Source organism: Acinetobacter sp. IK23 (genome assembly GCF_035615275.1).
Classification (GTDB): Bacteria; Pseudomonadota; Gammaproteobacteria; order Pseudomonadales; family Moraxellaceae; genus Acinetobacter; species Acinetobacter seifertii.
On sequence record NZ_JANBNX010000024.1, the window covers coordinates 45,180 to 59,229 of the forward strand.

At 33.7% G+C, this 14,050-nt stretch carries 14 protein-coding genes and 3 pseudogenes; 11 read left to right on the plus strand and 6 right to left on the minus strand.

Features of this window, described 5'->3' with window-relative positions; genetic code table 11:
- Positions 1-11: 11 nt before the first annotated feature.
- Together sbnA and MSG95_RS14675 are read right to left on the minus strand one after the other, a co-directional pair.
- Complete coding sequence (gene sbnA, locus MSG95_RS14670) at positions 12-1,016, minus strand: 2,3-diaminopropionate biosynthesis protein SbnA (protein ID WP_077166277.1); 1,005 nt, start codon at positions 1,014-1,016, stop codon at positions 12-14.
- A gap of 363 nt (positions 1,017-1,379) precedes the next feature.
- Positions 1,380-2,327, minus strand: coding sequence for a metal-dependent hydrolase (locus tag MSG95_RS14675; RefSeq protein ID WP_039254101.1), 948 nt, complete (start codon positions 2,325-2,327; stop codon positions 1,380-1,382).
- 327 nt (positions 2,328-2,654) lie between these two features.
- On the opposite strand from MSG95_RS14675, the gene MSG95_RS14680 reads away from it, so the two are divergent.
- The 7 genes and pseudogenes from MSG95_RS14680 to MSG95_RS14710 all read left to right on the plus strand — a co-directional run bounded on the left by MSG95_RS14680 (position 2,655) and on the right by MSG95_RS14710 (position 7,223).
- Positions 2,655-3,890 (plus strand): mechanosensitive ion channel family protein, encoded by a 1,236-nt coding sequence (locus tag MSG95_RS14680; RefSeq protein ID WP_004701012.1) that lies wholly within the window; start codon positions 2,655-2,657, stop codon positions 3,888-3,890.
- 306 nt (positions 3,891-4,196) lie between these two features.
- Positions 4,197-4,448, plus strand: coding sequence for a hypothetical protein (locus MSG95_RS14685; RefSeq protein ID WP_016804989.1), 252 nt, complete (start codon positions 4,197-4,199; stop codon positions 4,446-4,448).
- Between the two features lie 402 nt (positions 4,449-4,850).
- Positions 4,851-5,322: pseudogene (locus tag MSG95_RS14690) on the plus strand (hypothetical protein).
- Between the two features lie 209 nt (positions 5,323-5,531).
- Positions 5,532-5,858 (plus strand): hypothetical protein, encoded by a 327-nt coding sequence (locus MSG95_RS14695; RefSeq protein WP_324645099.1) that lies wholly within the window; start codon positions 5,532-5,534, stop codon positions 5,856-5,858.
- A gap of 182 nt (positions 5,859-6,040) precedes the next feature.
- Positions 6,041-6,321, plus strand: a pseudogene (locus MSG95_RS14700) (hypothetical protein).
- Positions 6,322-6,496: 175 nt separating this feature from the next.
- Complete coding sequence (locus MSG95_RS14705; protein ID WP_077166280.1) at positions 6,497-6,880, plus strand: hypothetical protein; 384 nt, start codon at positions 6,497-6,499, stop codon at positions 6,878-6,880.
- A 211-nt stretch (positions 6,881-7,091) separates the two neighbouring features.
- Entirely contained in the window at positions 7,092-7,223 is a 132-nt protein-coding gene (locus tag MSG95_RS14710) for a hypothetical protein (RefSeq protein WP_077166281.1), read from the plus strand.
- A 42-nt stretch (positions 7,224-7,265) separates the two neighbouring features.
- On the opposite strand, the gene MSG95_RS14715 is transcribed toward MSG95_RS14710, so the two are convergent.
- Positions 7,266-7,970, minus strand: coding sequence for a hypothetical protein (locus MSG95_RS14715; RefSeq protein ID WP_077166282.1), 705 nt, complete (start codon positions 7,968-7,970; stop codon positions 7,266-7,268).
- 382 nt (positions 7,971-8,352) lie between these two features.
- Here MSG95_RS14715 and MSG95_RS14720 point away from each other — a divergent pair, with 382 nt between their 5' ends.
- Positions 8,353-8,784, plus strand: a complete 432-nt coding sequence (locus MSG95_RS14720; RefSeq protein ID WP_324624918.1) for a DNA breaking-rejoining protein — start codon at positions 8,353-8,355, stop codon at positions 8,782-8,784.
- Positions 8,785-8,844: 60 nt separating this feature from the next.
- Here the strand turns inward: MSG95_RS14720 and MSG95_RS14725 are convergent, their stop codons facing one another.
- Together MSG95_RS14725 and MSG95_RS14730 are read right to left on the minus strand one after the other, a co-directional pair.
- Positions 8,845-10,428, minus strand: a complete 1,584-nt coding sequence (locus MSG95_RS14725) for an ATP-binding cassette domain-containing protein (protein ID WP_151819553.1) — start codon at positions 10,426-10,428, stop codon at positions 8,845-8,847.
- Between the two features lie 266 nt (positions 10,429-10,694).
- Positions 10,695-11,138, minus strand: coding sequence for a universal stress protein (locus tag MSG95_RS14730; protein ID WP_004701033.1), 444 nt, complete (start codon positions 11,136-11,138; stop codon positions 10,695-10,697).
- A 285-nt stretch (positions 11,139-11,423) separates the two neighbouring features.
- Here MSG95_RS14730 and MSG95_RS14735 point away from each other — a divergent pair, with 285 nt between their 5' ends.
- A complete protein-coding gene (locus MSG95_RS14735) occupies positions 11,424-11,651 on the plus strand; it encodes a hypothetical protein (RefSeq protein ID WP_004701036.1) in 228 nt (75 codons plus the stop codon).
- A gap of 424 nt (positions 11,652-12,075) precedes the next feature.
- Positions 12,076-12,519 carry an RDD family protein gene (locus MSG95_RS14740; protein WP_004701040.1) on the plus strand — a complete coding sequence of 148 codons (444 nt, stop codon included), beginning with the start codon at positions 12,076-12,078 and terminating at the stop codon, positions 12,517-12,519.
- 672 nt (positions 12,520-13,191) lie between these two features.
- Here MSG95_RS14740 and MSG95_RS14745 read toward each other — a convergent pair.
- Positions 13,192-13,557, minus strand: a pseudogene (locus MSG95_RS14745) (benzoate/H(+) symporter BenE family transporter); the annotation flags it as partial.
- A 158-nt stretch (positions 13,558-13,715) separates the two neighbouring features.
- On the opposite strand from MSG95_RS14745, the gene MSG95_RS14750 reads away from it, so the two are divergent.
- The coding region (locus MSG95_RS14750) for a transposase (protein ID WP_272363349.1) at positions 13,716-14,050 on the plus strand (335 nt) is incomplete at its 3' end.

The following is a 14,050-nucleotide window of genomic DNA, read 5'->3' on the forward strand; positions in this document are numbered from 1 at the left end:
TAAGGAGAAAGTTAAACAACATTTTGTAAAGTAAGGTTTTCTTGACGTCGCATGTTTCGATTAAGGTGACGTTTTTTGATCATTTCGAACCATTCATCTTCATAAACCAGATCGAGATAACGGTCGCCGCGATCGGGTAAAAGTGTTAAGACGCATGAACCTTCGGGAATGGTTGGAATCAATTTTTTGATGGCTGAAATTGATGAGCCGCTCGAACCACCTGCAAAGATTCCTTCGTGTTCAAGAAGTTCTCTACAACCAAGTGCCGACTCGTAGTCATCTACATAAATGACATCATCAATTTCATCGGGGGAGAGGAGAGCCGGAACAGTACTTGCTCCAATACCGGGAATTTCGCGTGGACCAGATGTACCACCGAACAGCACAGAGCCAACAATATCGACAGCGATGACTTTTAATTCTGGAAATCTTTCTTTAAGGCGACGAGACACGCCCATAATCGTGCCGGAGGTACTTGCCCCGATCACGAGGTAATCAATCTTGCGATCAATTTGATTTAAGATTTCTTCTGCTTCACCAAAATAGTGGCTTTTCCAGTTGTTTGGATTGGCGTATTGATTAATCCAAACAGCATTTGGTAGTTGTTGGCAGAGCCGTTTTACGGTGTCAATTCGGGTTTTTAAATAACCGCCGTTTTGGTCTTTTTCAGAGACCATTTCGATATTGGCTTTGTAAAGCTTCAGCATTTGTAGGTTTGCTGAGGCAATTTTCGGGTCAATAACGGCAGTGAATTTTAATCCATATATTTTGCAAGCCATTGCAAGGGCTATCGCTAAGTTCCCTGACGAACTTTCAACAATGTGACTATCTTTATGAATTACTCCAGATTTTAAGCCTTCCTGTAGCATGAATAATGCTGGACGGTCTTTAATACTTCCTCCTGGGTTTAACAATTCCATTTTCGCAATCACTGAGACTGATTGATGCGTGAATAGCCTTGATAGTTGTAATAGTGGCGTTTTACCTATGCATTCGAGAATATTTTCATGGATCATGGCAGATCTTCTCAGGTTTTTATGTGTTGTAAATGATAATTATTATTAATTAAATTATTATTACGATTTATTCCAAGATTGTTGCGGTTTGTAAAGCAAAAGTAGGATGAGTTATAGGAATTTTCACTAATTTTTTTGATCTAATTCTTTGAATAATAAAATCTATATTTTGTAAAAGGCTAAATAAATTAAGTTTTTAAATATAAGCAGATAGGCAGGAACTTACTATTTTATAAAAATTGATCACACTAACAAAAAGTAATCTTTTGGAAAAAATGACGGATATATTTTGTGAATAATGCTTTTTACATAAAAAAAGCCCCTATAAAGGGGCGCTGATTAAAACAAAAAATAGGTCAGCATTTAGCTTAATGTTGAAGCCGTAGCAGAATGTTGTGTCATTTGTTCAAAGTATTGAACGGCAGGTGAGCGAGCCATATACGCTAAAGCTTGTTCGGTGTCACCTTCATGGATCGGATTAAATTTTGGAGACACCCATCTTAAAGTCGCTTTCCATAAATATTTGATTGTTGGTAGGTTATCTGATTGAGTAGCAGTTTTTTCAAACTCACGAATAATATTAATGTAACCCCTACGCATCAATTTTTGAATATCTTGGTGTTCCAAATCTTGTCGTCCAAGACTACGGGCGAAATCGGCAAGAAAATAAATAAATAATGGGAAAACTGCCATCATGATGGCTTGCCTAGAAATATAAAACCCAAATTTATTTGTTAATAAGTGCTCAAATAAGTCATAGGCAACACAGCGATGCTCTACTTCTTCCGCAAGATGCCAACGGAATAAATCTGCCATGGCAGGATCTGCCTTATCCCACGACTTACTATCGAGAGTCCATTGACCAATCGTTCCGGTAAAGTGTTCAATTGCAGCAATTACACCGACTCGGAATAGTAACCAATACTCCTCAACTTTCTCACCTTTTAAAAAAGGAATACCAAGAGGTTTGTCACCTAATAAAATATTAAAAACCAGATGAGCACGATTGAGAGGATCTTGAATGTCGTAGCCATGTTCCCTCAAAAAGTCTTGCGCTTTTTCATGGGCACGAGCATGAGCTGCTTCTTGACGTACAAAACCAACGACCTCTTGTTTTAATTTTTCATCGTTAATGTAGGGTAGAGTTTTATTGAACACTCGGCAGAACCAAAACTCACCCGCAGGCAAAAGCATATTTATGCCATTAGCAACATGTGAACACAGAGGGTCATTTGGCATCCAACATACAGATGACTCTGAAAAGTCGAAATATACTTTTCTTGCTTTAAGTTGATGATTCCCTGTGAGCATAGATGTCACTCCATTCATAATTTTTGATTTAATGCGAATGGCTAATTTTTAGCATTAGGTAAATTTATTCACCATGTGCTTAAAGGACAAAAATCTGATTTAGATGGTCTACAAAGATAAAAGCGGCTTTGCGTCAGAAATTATTTAAGAACTTTCTAAAAATTTAAGCTTATTGTCTGTATGAATCATATTTCCATAAATTAATCTAATTTAGCGATTAAGTATTATAGACGTGTTGTATTTATGACGACATATGTAAACAAGTCTTAATCTATAGCACACGAACACTTTAAAATTATTGAAAATAAAGTTTTAAGGTGTAGAGGTTTGAATTTTTTTAATTATTATCGAGATCTTCAGGCTGAGTTAAGCAATTATCCTTGGCTAGAAATGATAGTTTCACTCACAATTTTAATTCTATTTGCTGCATTGGCAAACTTCATTGCTAAGCGAATTATTGTTCGGGGTATTCGTCATTTAGTGACTAAAATCAAGTCACTTAATCAATCTGTCTTTGCTCAACATAGTGTCATAAAGCGGTTTGCCAATATTGTTCCTGCTATTGTGATTATGAATGGTATTACCACCGTTCCACACTTATCTGAAAAAGCAATTGCTTTGGTACAGATGGGTGCGCAAGCATTTATTTTCCTGACTATTGCGCTCACGATCAGTGAATTATTAAATATATTTAATTTAATCTATCAACGTAATCCAAAATCTAGAAACAAGCCGATTAAGGGCTATTTGCAACTCGTTAAACTCATCTTGTTTGTAGTCTGTGGTTTAATGATTTTAGGTACATTCCTTAAAAAGGATGTATTTACCTTGCTTGCTGGTTTTGGTGCGATGGCAGCAGTATTAATGTTGGTTTTCCAAAATACGATTTTGTCATTGGTCGCGAGTGTACAAATTGCTTCTTATGACATGGTACGTATAGGGGACTGGATTGAAATGCCGTCGTTAAATGCCGATGGTGATGTGATTGATATTTCACTACATACTGTAACCGTACAAAACTTTGATAAAACCTATACCACTATTCCAACCAATAAACTTGTTACAGACACTTTTAAAAACTGGCGCGGTATGAGTAACGCTGGATGCCGTCGTATGAAGCGTTCGCTTTTCATTGACCAGAGTAGTGTGCACTTCATGACCGAAGAAGAGCAGCAAAAGCTAAAAGATTTTCTATTGTTAGATCAATACCTCAATGCTAAACAATCTGAGATTGATGAGTTCAATAAGCATTTAGGTAGTCAGTCTCGTTATAACAAAAGACGTTTAACCAATATCGGAACATTTAGAGCGTATGTTGAATTCTATTTGCGTCAGCACAAAGGAATCGCACAAAATCAAACTTTAATTGTTCGTCAATTACAACCGACGAGTGAAGGTCTACCACTAGAGATTTATGCCTTTACTAATACCACTGCATGGGTTTCTTATGAAGCAATTCAGTCCGACATTTTTGACCATCTCATCGCGATTTTGCCTGAGTTTGGTTTAAGAGTGTATCAGGCACCATCAGGCCATGATTTTCAAAAACTTACAGTAGAGTAAGTGGTACAAGAATGCTATCTTCTTTGAATTTTCAAGTAGATAGCATTTTTTAATATTTTTATACATTAATTTATAAATATTTTTGGAAAATTATTATTAAATAGCGGTATAAATTGACTATATGAGTTATGCGCGTTTCATGACTTAAAAAAGACTGATTTTTAAGCAAACTCGATCCAAAATTTTTAAGGAGTGAGGCTTAAGTAACGAATTTGACACTTTAAACAAACAAAATACTAAATGTTTAAGAATAACAAACAATAAAGTTGCTTTACTAAAATTTGTTAGGTGAGTTGGAGTGTTTGAATGGCTACAGCAATAGAGAACAGAGCTAGACAACTTAAAAACGCAAAACGTGGAGGATATGCGCCAACCATTGCCAAAGACGTAAACAAACACAAAGTACAAAAATTAAGGAGAGCTCTAGACGAAGCCCGGCGATATGTGAGTGAACTCAATGATGAAACGGTTATCTTCGATGATCAAGACGCAAGGCAAAAGGCTGAAGGAGCCAAAGCAATTATTGAAATGTTTGAAGCAGCGCTAAGTAGTGCATAAGCTGCATCAATCTAAAATATAAACCATAGAAAACCTTGCTGAATATAGGGTTAAATTTTATTCTTCGACTAAATCACCTCGTTATTCAGCAAGGCAGTAAATAAAAATAATTCCTATATTCTATTTTTAGCTAGCATATTAGAAAAAACTTAGGTCAAATAATATTATTGATGAGCTTAATTTTTTTAGAAAATTATTACCAAATATAAAATTTTTCCGCATATAAATTGTGATGAATTTTGCATTTTAATTATTTGCTGTGGTGAGTTATGGGCACAGGTTTCATAACCCTCTTATTGATTACACTTGTCATTTCAACACTTACATACTGAAATGATATATCCATCATACTTCCTTAAAAGTCAGTCTAACAAAAAAAGTTAGAATAAGAGGGAAGGAACCATGCCAAAATTTATAACAATTGCCGAAAAGATCTATAAAAGATTTGAAGAAGATAAATTATTTTCTGATAACCTGATTGAACAACTGAATAATTTAGTCAGCATTATTCGAAAAGAGATAAAGGGCACTCCCTGTAAACTGAAATATAATTTTATAGATTTTGAAGAGTGCTTAAGTAAACCTTTAAATGAATGTACCATTAAAATCGACATGAGCTTAATGCCTAAATATAAAAATAAGGGTGAATATATTATGTGGTTAGCAAGCTTTATTGAAAAAATTACGATAGGTGGGCAGCCAAAACTTCCACCACTTTCAAGTATTATGGCCGCAGACTTTAATATAAAAAAAAGAAGCCCAGAGGGTACTGGAAAATAAAAAAACAGTATCCGAAGAAAACGTCAGAATGATCGAAAATTATTTTAATTCTGAAGAGTATAAGAAAAATAATAAAAAAATAAATCTAGTCTAAAGTCCTATAAAAGTGTGTATCCACCGCACTTTTATAATCGCTGTAAAATTTCAGCAACCGCCTTCTGGGGCGGTTTTCTTTATATAACTTATTTACTTTATTTGATCATGATTGTCTTATAATATGCATTTTTTAATTATGATAAGTGAATATTATATATTATGAAATTAAGAGTTTTTATCTTGGGCTTACTTATTTGTACTAATAGTATGGCTGCTTCAAACGCAAGTTTTGAAGACGAGTATTATAATCTTATAGAGAAAATTCATGTAGTTCAGGCAGAAAGAGACGCTTTTATCAAAAAGAATGCGAACAAAAATTTAACTAATGCACAAAGAAAAAAGCTAGATTCAATAGAATGTACCTATATGCAATTTGAACTACAATATAATGAATTTCTTATTGCTAGATTTAAGGAGTATAAAACCTTCATGAAGAAATCTGGTCGAGAACTAGCAAATGATAAAGAATTAATTAAAATGGATATTGATTATTTAAAAGAAGAAATAAACAGTCCTCATGGAAAGTGTAAATAACTATAAGCACCGATAACGGTGCTTTTTTTGAAAATTTCTATCAATTCTAATTAAAGAAAACAGTTAACTTTTCAACATGATATACATACTTAAACAATTACATTATAAAAAATTCCATAACTTATGTGCATAGCATGTTAAGTTTTCCTACACATCTATAAAAATTATGGAAGGGCTTAAATATGAAATGTTCATATCAAGATTTGGATGGCAATAGAGTTCATGTTACTTGTGAAAGTTATATACACATACCTTTAGGTGTGGGTAAAAGTAAAATAGCAGTAGATAATAGCTCAGAGGACTAAACCATATCAACGAAGATTTTAGTTTTTTTAAAAAAACAGAGGCAGATTCAATTCCCCTCTATCGATTCGCTATGGATAGTAAAAATAATGTTTTTAATAGTGATGAACTACCTGCTTTGGCACAAATTGGAACTGATTGGGAAATTTTAGATCAATAATTTTTTGATTTGATATATCAGTTGTTTGGCTGTTTTTTCAATATTTTGTAAAATTTATCAAATAGTAAATATTTAACTAAACTTAATAGAGGTATTATAGGCAACTCAGTTAAATATAGTCTAAATATTAATAGGCAGTTTTAGGCTAAATATCGAATATACAGAGAGAAAGAACATGAAGCGCATTATTACTTTATTTGTATTGCCTTATGCAACAGGGACATTCGCTCAAGAGCCCTTCGAGGTCAGTAAAAGTTGTTTTGTCGTAAATGGTAAAAATACTACGGAGACTTGCTTACTCTCTTCTACAAATAACTCAACATCTAACTTTGAAAGATTAATTTTTCCTAACACTAAAGTATTTATTAAAGAATCAAATATTTGTTCAAACGAGGACCCATGTGTTTCTGTCGGAAGTAACTTATCTAATTTAAAAGATGCACACATTTATTATCGTAATTTAAAGACAAAAAAAATTGTTGATAAACCTGAAAAAGATGCATGGACATGCTTTAAACAACCTCACGATAAGCTAGATTTTTGTGTTTCTTACGATTAGAACAGAACGAATTGCATTACTCGGATTAGTGAAAAGTTATAAGTAGTGGCTTTATACAATTTCTAAAATAGTGTCTTACTTTGGCTACAGTGCATTGTTTCAGTTTACATTTCTATGTAGATAAAACAAAAAAGTCTATAAACCTATGCTGATCGTAATATTGATAGCCAGTATTTATTAGCTAATCAATGGAAATTGTATGAGGTAAAATATGAATAAAATAATAGCTACTCTAAGCTTAGTAGCAATCGTATCAATCTCTGTTATAGGTTGCCAAGGCGAGAATGATACGAAGCAGCAAGATAAAACTACAACGCCACATTCGCTAGATAAAGATTCATAAAAACAAAAGCCCATCCTGAGATGGGCTTTTTTAGTGATCATTTCATTTAGAAAAAAGTGGATTAGTCACAAAGATTAGGCCGACAGAGAAAAATGAGTCATCTTTGGTTTTATTTAAACGGTTACCATAACTTGCATTGAACTGGACATTATCTTTGTACAACATATATTTAATGCCGGTTTGATAAAATGAATCGTCTCGATCATTTCCATAAACTTCGGCAGTAAATGTTAATGGTTTCGTAATGAATGTTTCTGTACCCACACCCCAAGTAGTTTGTTCGCGGTGAGTGGTATGTTCTTTAAGCCAACCCACATTTGTATGTACCAAAAAATGGTCATCTAACATAGAAATACTTAAAGGAACATTCACAGTCCAATCTTTTTCAGAAGTATGGTTGTTACTGATTTGAGTCGAAAATGAAAAACCAATCCCCCAGTTATTCGTCTCAAGTGGTTTTAAGAGTGTTTTCCCTTGCACAGTTGTATAAGTCGCATTGCCAGTGTCGTCAGAAAAATGACGGCCCATGCCTATACCAAATTCAAAATTACCACCAATATTACAAGAAGGGATGACCCAATATTCCTTATCGTTAGGGTTATTCTGCATCCATGAGTCAAGCTGACAGGTGTGGGCAGGAACTAAAGAAGCATCATCGACAACCATTGGTCGACCAGCATAACTTGAAATAAAGGCTAAGCAAGTACTCACAAAGACAATAGATTTTTTTAAGTTCAGAAATAGCATTGATGACTCCAATACAGCAAAGAGCACATGTAAGTATTTGCTAGTTTGTAAACAAAACTGATGAATAAGAATAAAATAAGGTGGGGACTCTCTTTGATCCACAAGAGAGCTAGAGGGCTGTAGTGGATACTTAGATATGAGTCGATGATTTAATTCTATCAATCGAGCAAGTACTCACAATGAAGCCCCCAGAAATTCGTTGGGCGGATTCTAAATTGGTTTTATTGGGCTGGCAAGTTAAAGTTTAGTGACATCTATTTTTTTAAGGCTATAAGAAAATGATTTACAAACTCAAACGGTATACATCAAATTTATACATAAATTAAAACTTAATAAAAAGTATATTTCATATAATTATTCAAAATAATGTTGAGGATTAAAAATGAATAAAATCATTAAAACTATATTATTATCTGGTTTAATTTTATCTATACCATTATCAGTTCTTGCTAAGAATGTTGAAACAAAAGTAAGTTTCTTAAAAGGTTCACATCAAATGACATTAACTGGAAAGTTTCAAGGTTATGATGATGTTAGATATAGAGTGTTTGCAAAAAGTGGACAAGTTTTAAAATTCAATATTAATAGTTATAGTAATTTAGCTTATGTTAATATTTTTGCTCCAGGTAAAAAGCCAGGCAAAGATCAAGCCTTGTTAGTGGGTTCGACATTAGGTTCTTCCGGAGAAATAGTATTGCCCGTCGATGGTGATTATATTATCCAAGTTTATCAAATGCGAAATAGTGCACGTAAAAATAGAACAGTGTCCTTTAATTTAGATTTGCAAATATTAGATAATAAAAATATAAAATGACAGAGATAATCTATACATGAGGTCTAAACTATCGAGCCTATGTATAGATTAAAAATAGAATCAGTTTAAATAAAGTTTTTCTACAATTGTGCATTTATCAACAAAATTTGAATCATGAGAAACAAGTAATACAGCACCTTCATAGCTTGAAATTGATTCTGCGAAAAGTTCTCTTGATTCGATGTCTAAATGATTTTCTGGTTCATCGAGTAATAAAAGTTCAGGCATAGTCTCTGCATGACTCAAACCTAGTAAAGCTACTTTTAGTTTTTCGCCGCCGCTGAGTTGAGTTAAAGGATGGGTACCTTTATCACCACGGAGCCTGAGTTGACCTAGTAAATTTCTCCACTCCAATTCGGAAATATTCGAATTAATATTCCTTAGGTTTTCAACTGCTGATAGATGATCTAACAAAAAGCTAAAGTTCTGATCAAGATAAAAACAATTTACAAATAGGCTAATTTCGTCGGTAGGCAATAAACTACTTTGAACAATCTGTTTCAACAAAGTTGATTTACCAATACCATTGCGACCAACTAAGTGAAGTTTTTGAGAAGCTTTGAGTGCGAAATTAATTGGCTGCTGTGTGCCATAGTTGAGTTTTAGGTTATGAACCCTGAGAATTTCTCCTGACCTTTTTTGAAAAGAGGGGAAGACAAATTGTTGGGGCTTAACGGTTTCCAGAAGTACTTTTTTATTCTTTAAGTCTTGCTGGCTTTGATCAATTTGACGCTGATGTTGAGAATGTATTGCACCTAAGCTTTGTCCAGCCTGTTCTTTTTTAAAGTCGAGTAAAATTTTGGCTTGTGAATTTGAATCACGAAGCTTATTACCAGCACGTTCACGTTTTTGAGCTTTCATTAAGACATCATGTTGTTTCTGCTTCATGTGTTTAACTTCACGTTGATGTTGGTGCACCGACTGCTCTAAAGACTCAATTTGATCTTGATATTGCTCATAAAAAAAATCATAGTTTCCTGTAGTGTGATGTAAACCATGTTCATTTAAATAGTAAATATGGTCTACTTCATTGAGTAAAGTCAGATCATGGCTAATAATAAGAGCACCTGCCGGATGATTTTTTAGGTGAGCAATCAACCATTGTCTAGCATCTTGATCGAGATGGTTACTTGGTTCATCAAGCAATAGATAGTGGTCGGTTTTTAAAAATAATGCTGCTAACGCTAACTTGGTTTTTTGTCCTTCACTTAATTGATGAACTGGAAATTTTAAATCGGTTGGGAGTTGTGCCGATCGCAATAAAGTCTCCCAAACTGAAGGAAGATCCCATTTGCCCTCTAATAAATTATAATCATCATATTCAGCTTCGCCTCGTTCTACTCTTTGCAAGGCATTGTAGAGATGATCGATCTCTAAAGCTTCTGCAATGGTGGATGAAGAAAGACGCATTAATTGAGATAAATATGCATGCTTCGTTTGCCAAGTAATTTGACCGCTGATGTGCATTTCCTCAGTGGGACAAATTTCTTGGAGCAATTGCATAAGTAAGGATTTACCTTGACCATTACGACCAATTAAAGCGGATACTTGGCGATACTCTAGTGAGAAATTCAATTGTTTAAACATCACTTTCGAAGGAAATTCTAGAGTGAGTTGTGATATTACACATGCCTGCTGAGTCATTAAAACCTCATAAATACAGGATGTACAAAATAGGAAAGTTAAACTTTAAATAAAGACGTTAAGCCACTAAGAAATAGTCTATTTTGCACATCAAAAAAAGGAAAATTGATGAGAAAAAGGACTTACTTCATTGGCGTGACTCACAAAGAATAGGAAACGAGGTTGGTATTCTATAATGATTTTTAGTCTGTGTAAAATTTATGCAGTTTAAAAAGGAAAAGCCCAATCCATAGATATAGATTAGGCTTTTCCTTAACATCAATAAATTATTCTTTAACGACCAAAACCTGAATTTTGGTGCTGTTAAGAACATCTTGCGCAAAGCTACCTAAAATAAGTTTTTGGAAACCTTTACGGCCATGTGAACCAATAACAATTAAGTCTGATTTTAAGTCTTCTACAGCTTTTAAAATACCGTCAGATGAAATTTCACCCTGAATAATTTCTGTATCAATATCAACACCTTCTTCAGCACATAAAGCTTTTACTTTAGCCAGTGTTTTTTCAGCATTTGCACGAGCTTCAACAAAGTAATCTTTTACAACAGGAGAGATGTAATAAAAATCGACACCGCTAAAAGGATCTACTGCAACAAGACTAATCGCTGTAAGTTTACTACCAAAAGCCTTAGCAATATGGGCAGCTTGACGTGCTGCTGCCAAAGAAATTTCTGAACCATCTACAGGTACAATAATATGTTGATAATTCATAATGTTATTCCTCTTATTTACAAGTTGTTATATGTATGAAGCTTTTCTTACTTTAAGAGTAACACATTTGTTTAAAGGTACAAATCAATTCAATTAAGTCACAACCAAATTAAATGAAGCTTAATTATTTCATTGTTTTATAAGGTTTTTAAATATAACTATTAAGATAGTAAAGATTAAACTGAAAACTTATTTTTTAGATGAACTTTACAATAAATTACTTTTTCATATTTTTGTCACACTGAGCTCGTATAACCAAATAGTATATTGAGGGGGAGTGATCATATGGCAGATTTAACAGCAAAGAAAGTAAGTAAGCTTATTGAAGAATTTAAACAAACAGGTAAAGAGCCAGAAAAATTAGTAATCGGCTACAAAACTTATGCAAGGCTTATGGCTGATGATAAATTTGCAGAAAAAGTAGTCCCTTCGCTCGAGAATGCCAAGGATCGATTATATAAAAATCTAAAAATAAAACTCGTTACTGAAAAGCATTATTTTGAAGTTAAATAAGAAATATGATCTTTATCATGTTTTTTGGTGGTATTTAACATTCTGAAAAATTTAATAGCATATTAACTTTAAGCCTCTTTAAATTATGATTAGTTTAGGGCTTTTTTGTGCAGCTTTATTATTTAAAAAAGAACGTAAAATCGATGTTTTTCTATTGGAAATAGTTAGCTGTTATATATGCCTAATCGAATGAAAATAATTAAGCTACTTTATTTAGAGTTTTGTGTTTATAAAATACTTAAAAATGATCTATGTTATTTTAATGTGATGAGTGTAGGGTCTCGAAAAAATTTAGGGCAATTCTTAATAAACTTAAAAAATTACTTCAAGTATTTAAAAATAAAAACATTTCCTTTACGATGAAACTAAAATGAAGTTATGTGTTTGGTGTAAAGTAAAAACATAAGAAAAGTGAGGTGTATGCATGAGTTATAAATACGAATATGCAGGGTTCTGGCTAAGATTTGGGGCAATGATTATAGATAGCCTTATCATGTTTTTAGCAATTATACCTGCAGCATGGATTTTTTATCATGGCGATTATGATTTGATATTTTCTACTGGTTTGAGCAGTAAACCTCAAAATTATGGTTTTGATTTGATCGTGAATTATGCTTTTCCGTTTTTATACACCGTTTTATGTTGGATCTATCTTGCGGGTACCCCAGGTAAGCGTTTAATGCGTTTAAAGGTTCTCGATGAAAAAACAGGCAATAAGTTAACTTTGATGCAATCTATCATTCGTTATATTGGATATATTCCATCCATTTTAGTGTTTTGTATCGGTCTTTTTTGGGTGGCGTTTGATCCGAAAAAACAAGGATGGCATGACAAGATGGCGAAAACAGTAGTTGTAAGAGAGCTATAGAGTTTGATTAAAATTTTTGTTAATAAAAAATTACAAAAATAAACTTGTGTGCTAGAGAGTAAAACATATACTTGCCGCGAGTTTATTTAATGGAGATCCTAAATGGGTAGTTGTTCGAGGTTCGAGTTTAATTATCAATTAAACCAAAGCCAATACTGAGCAAGATCACCTTTAGGAAGGGCTATCTTGCAATGAGATAGCTTTGTAAAAAATTAGATTAAACCTACACAAATTACTTTATCTGTAATCAAGTACTTCAAGCGCTTATCTGTTTAGTTTCTCGCTAGAAATGGGGAGAAGCCAATGTTTTTATATGCTTCCACACACAGCTATGCCTACCAAACTTCAATGTTGGTAAATAATTCGTCTCATACGATTCAAAGTATCCGAGCTATGTTCAAACCTGTGACTTTTCGTCAGCGTTGGTTTGGCTTTGGGCTAATTTTCTCTTCTTCATCGTAAGTCTACGATCTCCTATTCCTTTCTAAATTTTAAATTTTTATAGACTTTATTTCTCAATAAGGTCGAGAGCTTTGTACGCCTAAAAAATGGAGGATTTCGTGATGAAATTCTGGCAACGACTCTTCACAGCATTTTTACAAAGATTTCATTTGATGCGTTTTTTTGGTCGTAATCGATCTTTTAAAGAGCTACATCAATCGAGTTATGCTCAATATATGAAAGTGCTTTTTGAAAAATTCCTGAAAAACCTAAAATCGCAGTCAGTACACCAACAACTAAAAAAGCACCAATTGCTTCATTTATGCTATATCCACCGCCAGTTGCAATAATTAAGGCGAGACCAGCAGTAGACCAAGCTGTTGCTACAGGGTATTTAAGTTTCCAAGAAAGAATAAGGCCTGATAAACCAAGACCCAAACCTAAAGCCCAAAACCATGAGGTAATTTGTTCAGGTGAAGCACCTAAAGCTTGGGCGGCCTGAATCACTAAAATAGCCGAAACACTAATACCAATAAGAAAGGTAATGAAACCCGCGAATACAGCTGGAATAGAAAAATCTTGAAGAATCTTTTGCATGGCTAAATGTTCTAAATCCCTGAAAAATTAATATGTTTCTGCCTACATTTTCAGCTAGGTAAATCTAACAATTTTTTTTAAGAAGGTGCTTTCTATTTTTATCTGGCTTTGTTGCACAAACCTATCTCTAAAGGCTTATTCCACAATATAATTTTCAAATGAATAAGTCGACACCAAAAATTTATCGCACAACCAATTGGTCTTCATATAACCGAGCTCTCATTAATCGTGGAAATATTGCCATTTGGTTTGATCCTGCTACGCAATGGTATGCCCCATCAAAAGGCAAACAAGGACGAAATCAAACTTACTCCGACGCAGCTATCCAATGCTGCCTAATGATTAAATCTCTCTTTCGATTATCTTTACGCATGGTCACTGGCTTTGTACAAAGCCTGATTAAACTTTGCGGATTAGATTGGACAGCGCCAGACTATACGACGCTTTGCAGAAGACAAAAACATATTGATATTGCGATTAGCTACCAAAAAAG

Excerpts from the sequence above, each read along its gene's own strand:
- MSG95_RS14685 (WP_016804989.1), top strand. The coding sequence starts at position 4,197 with ATGGCTACAGCAATAGAGAACAGAGCTAGACAACTTAAAAACGCAAAA.
- MSG95_RS14730 (WP_004701033.1), bottom strand. The coding sequence starts at position 11,138 with ATGAATTATCAACATATTATTGTACCTGTAGATGGTTCAGAAATTTCT.
- MSG95_RS14705 (WP_077166280.1), top strand. The coding sequence starts at position 6,497 with ATGAAGCGCATTATTACTTTATTTGTATTGCCTTATGCAACAGGGACA.
- MSG95_RS14675 (WP_039254101.1), bottom strand. The coding sequence starts at position 2,327 with ATGCTCACAGGGAATCATCAACTTAAAGCAAGAAAAGTATATTTCGAC.
- MSG95_RS14725 (WP_151819553.1), bottom strand. The coding sequence starts at position 10,428 with ATGACTCAGCAGGCATGTGTAATATCACAACTCACTCTAGAATTTCCT.
- MSG95_RS14735 (WP_004701036.1), top strand. The coding sequence starts at position 11,424 with ATGGCAGATTTAACAGCAAAGAAAGTAAGTAAGCTTATTGAAGAATTT.
- sbnA (WP_077166277.1), bottom strand. The coding sequence starts at position 1,016 with ATGATCCATGAAAATATTCTCGAATGCATAGGTAAAACGCCACTATTA.
- MSG95_RS14695 (WP_324645099.1), top strand. The coding sequence starts at position 5,532 with ATGGCTGCTTCAAACGCAAGTTTTGAAGACGAGTATTATAATCTTATA.
- MSG95_RS14740 (WP_004701040.1), top strand. The coding sequence starts at position 12,076 with ATGAGTTATAAATACGAATATGCAGGGTTCTGGCTAAGATTTGGGGCA.
- MSG95_RS14710 (WP_077166281.1), top strand. The coding sequence starts at position 7,092 with ATGAATAAAATAATAGCTACTCTAAGCTTAGTAGCAATCGTATCAATC.
- MSG95_RS14720 (WP_324624918.1), top strand. The coding sequence starts at position 8,353 with ATGAATAAAATCATTAAAACTATATTATTATCTGGTTTAATTTTATCT.
- MSG95_RS14715 (WP_077166282.1), bottom strand. The coding sequence starts at position 7,970 with ATGCTATTTCTGAACTTAAAAAAATCTATTGTCTTTGTGAGTACTTGC.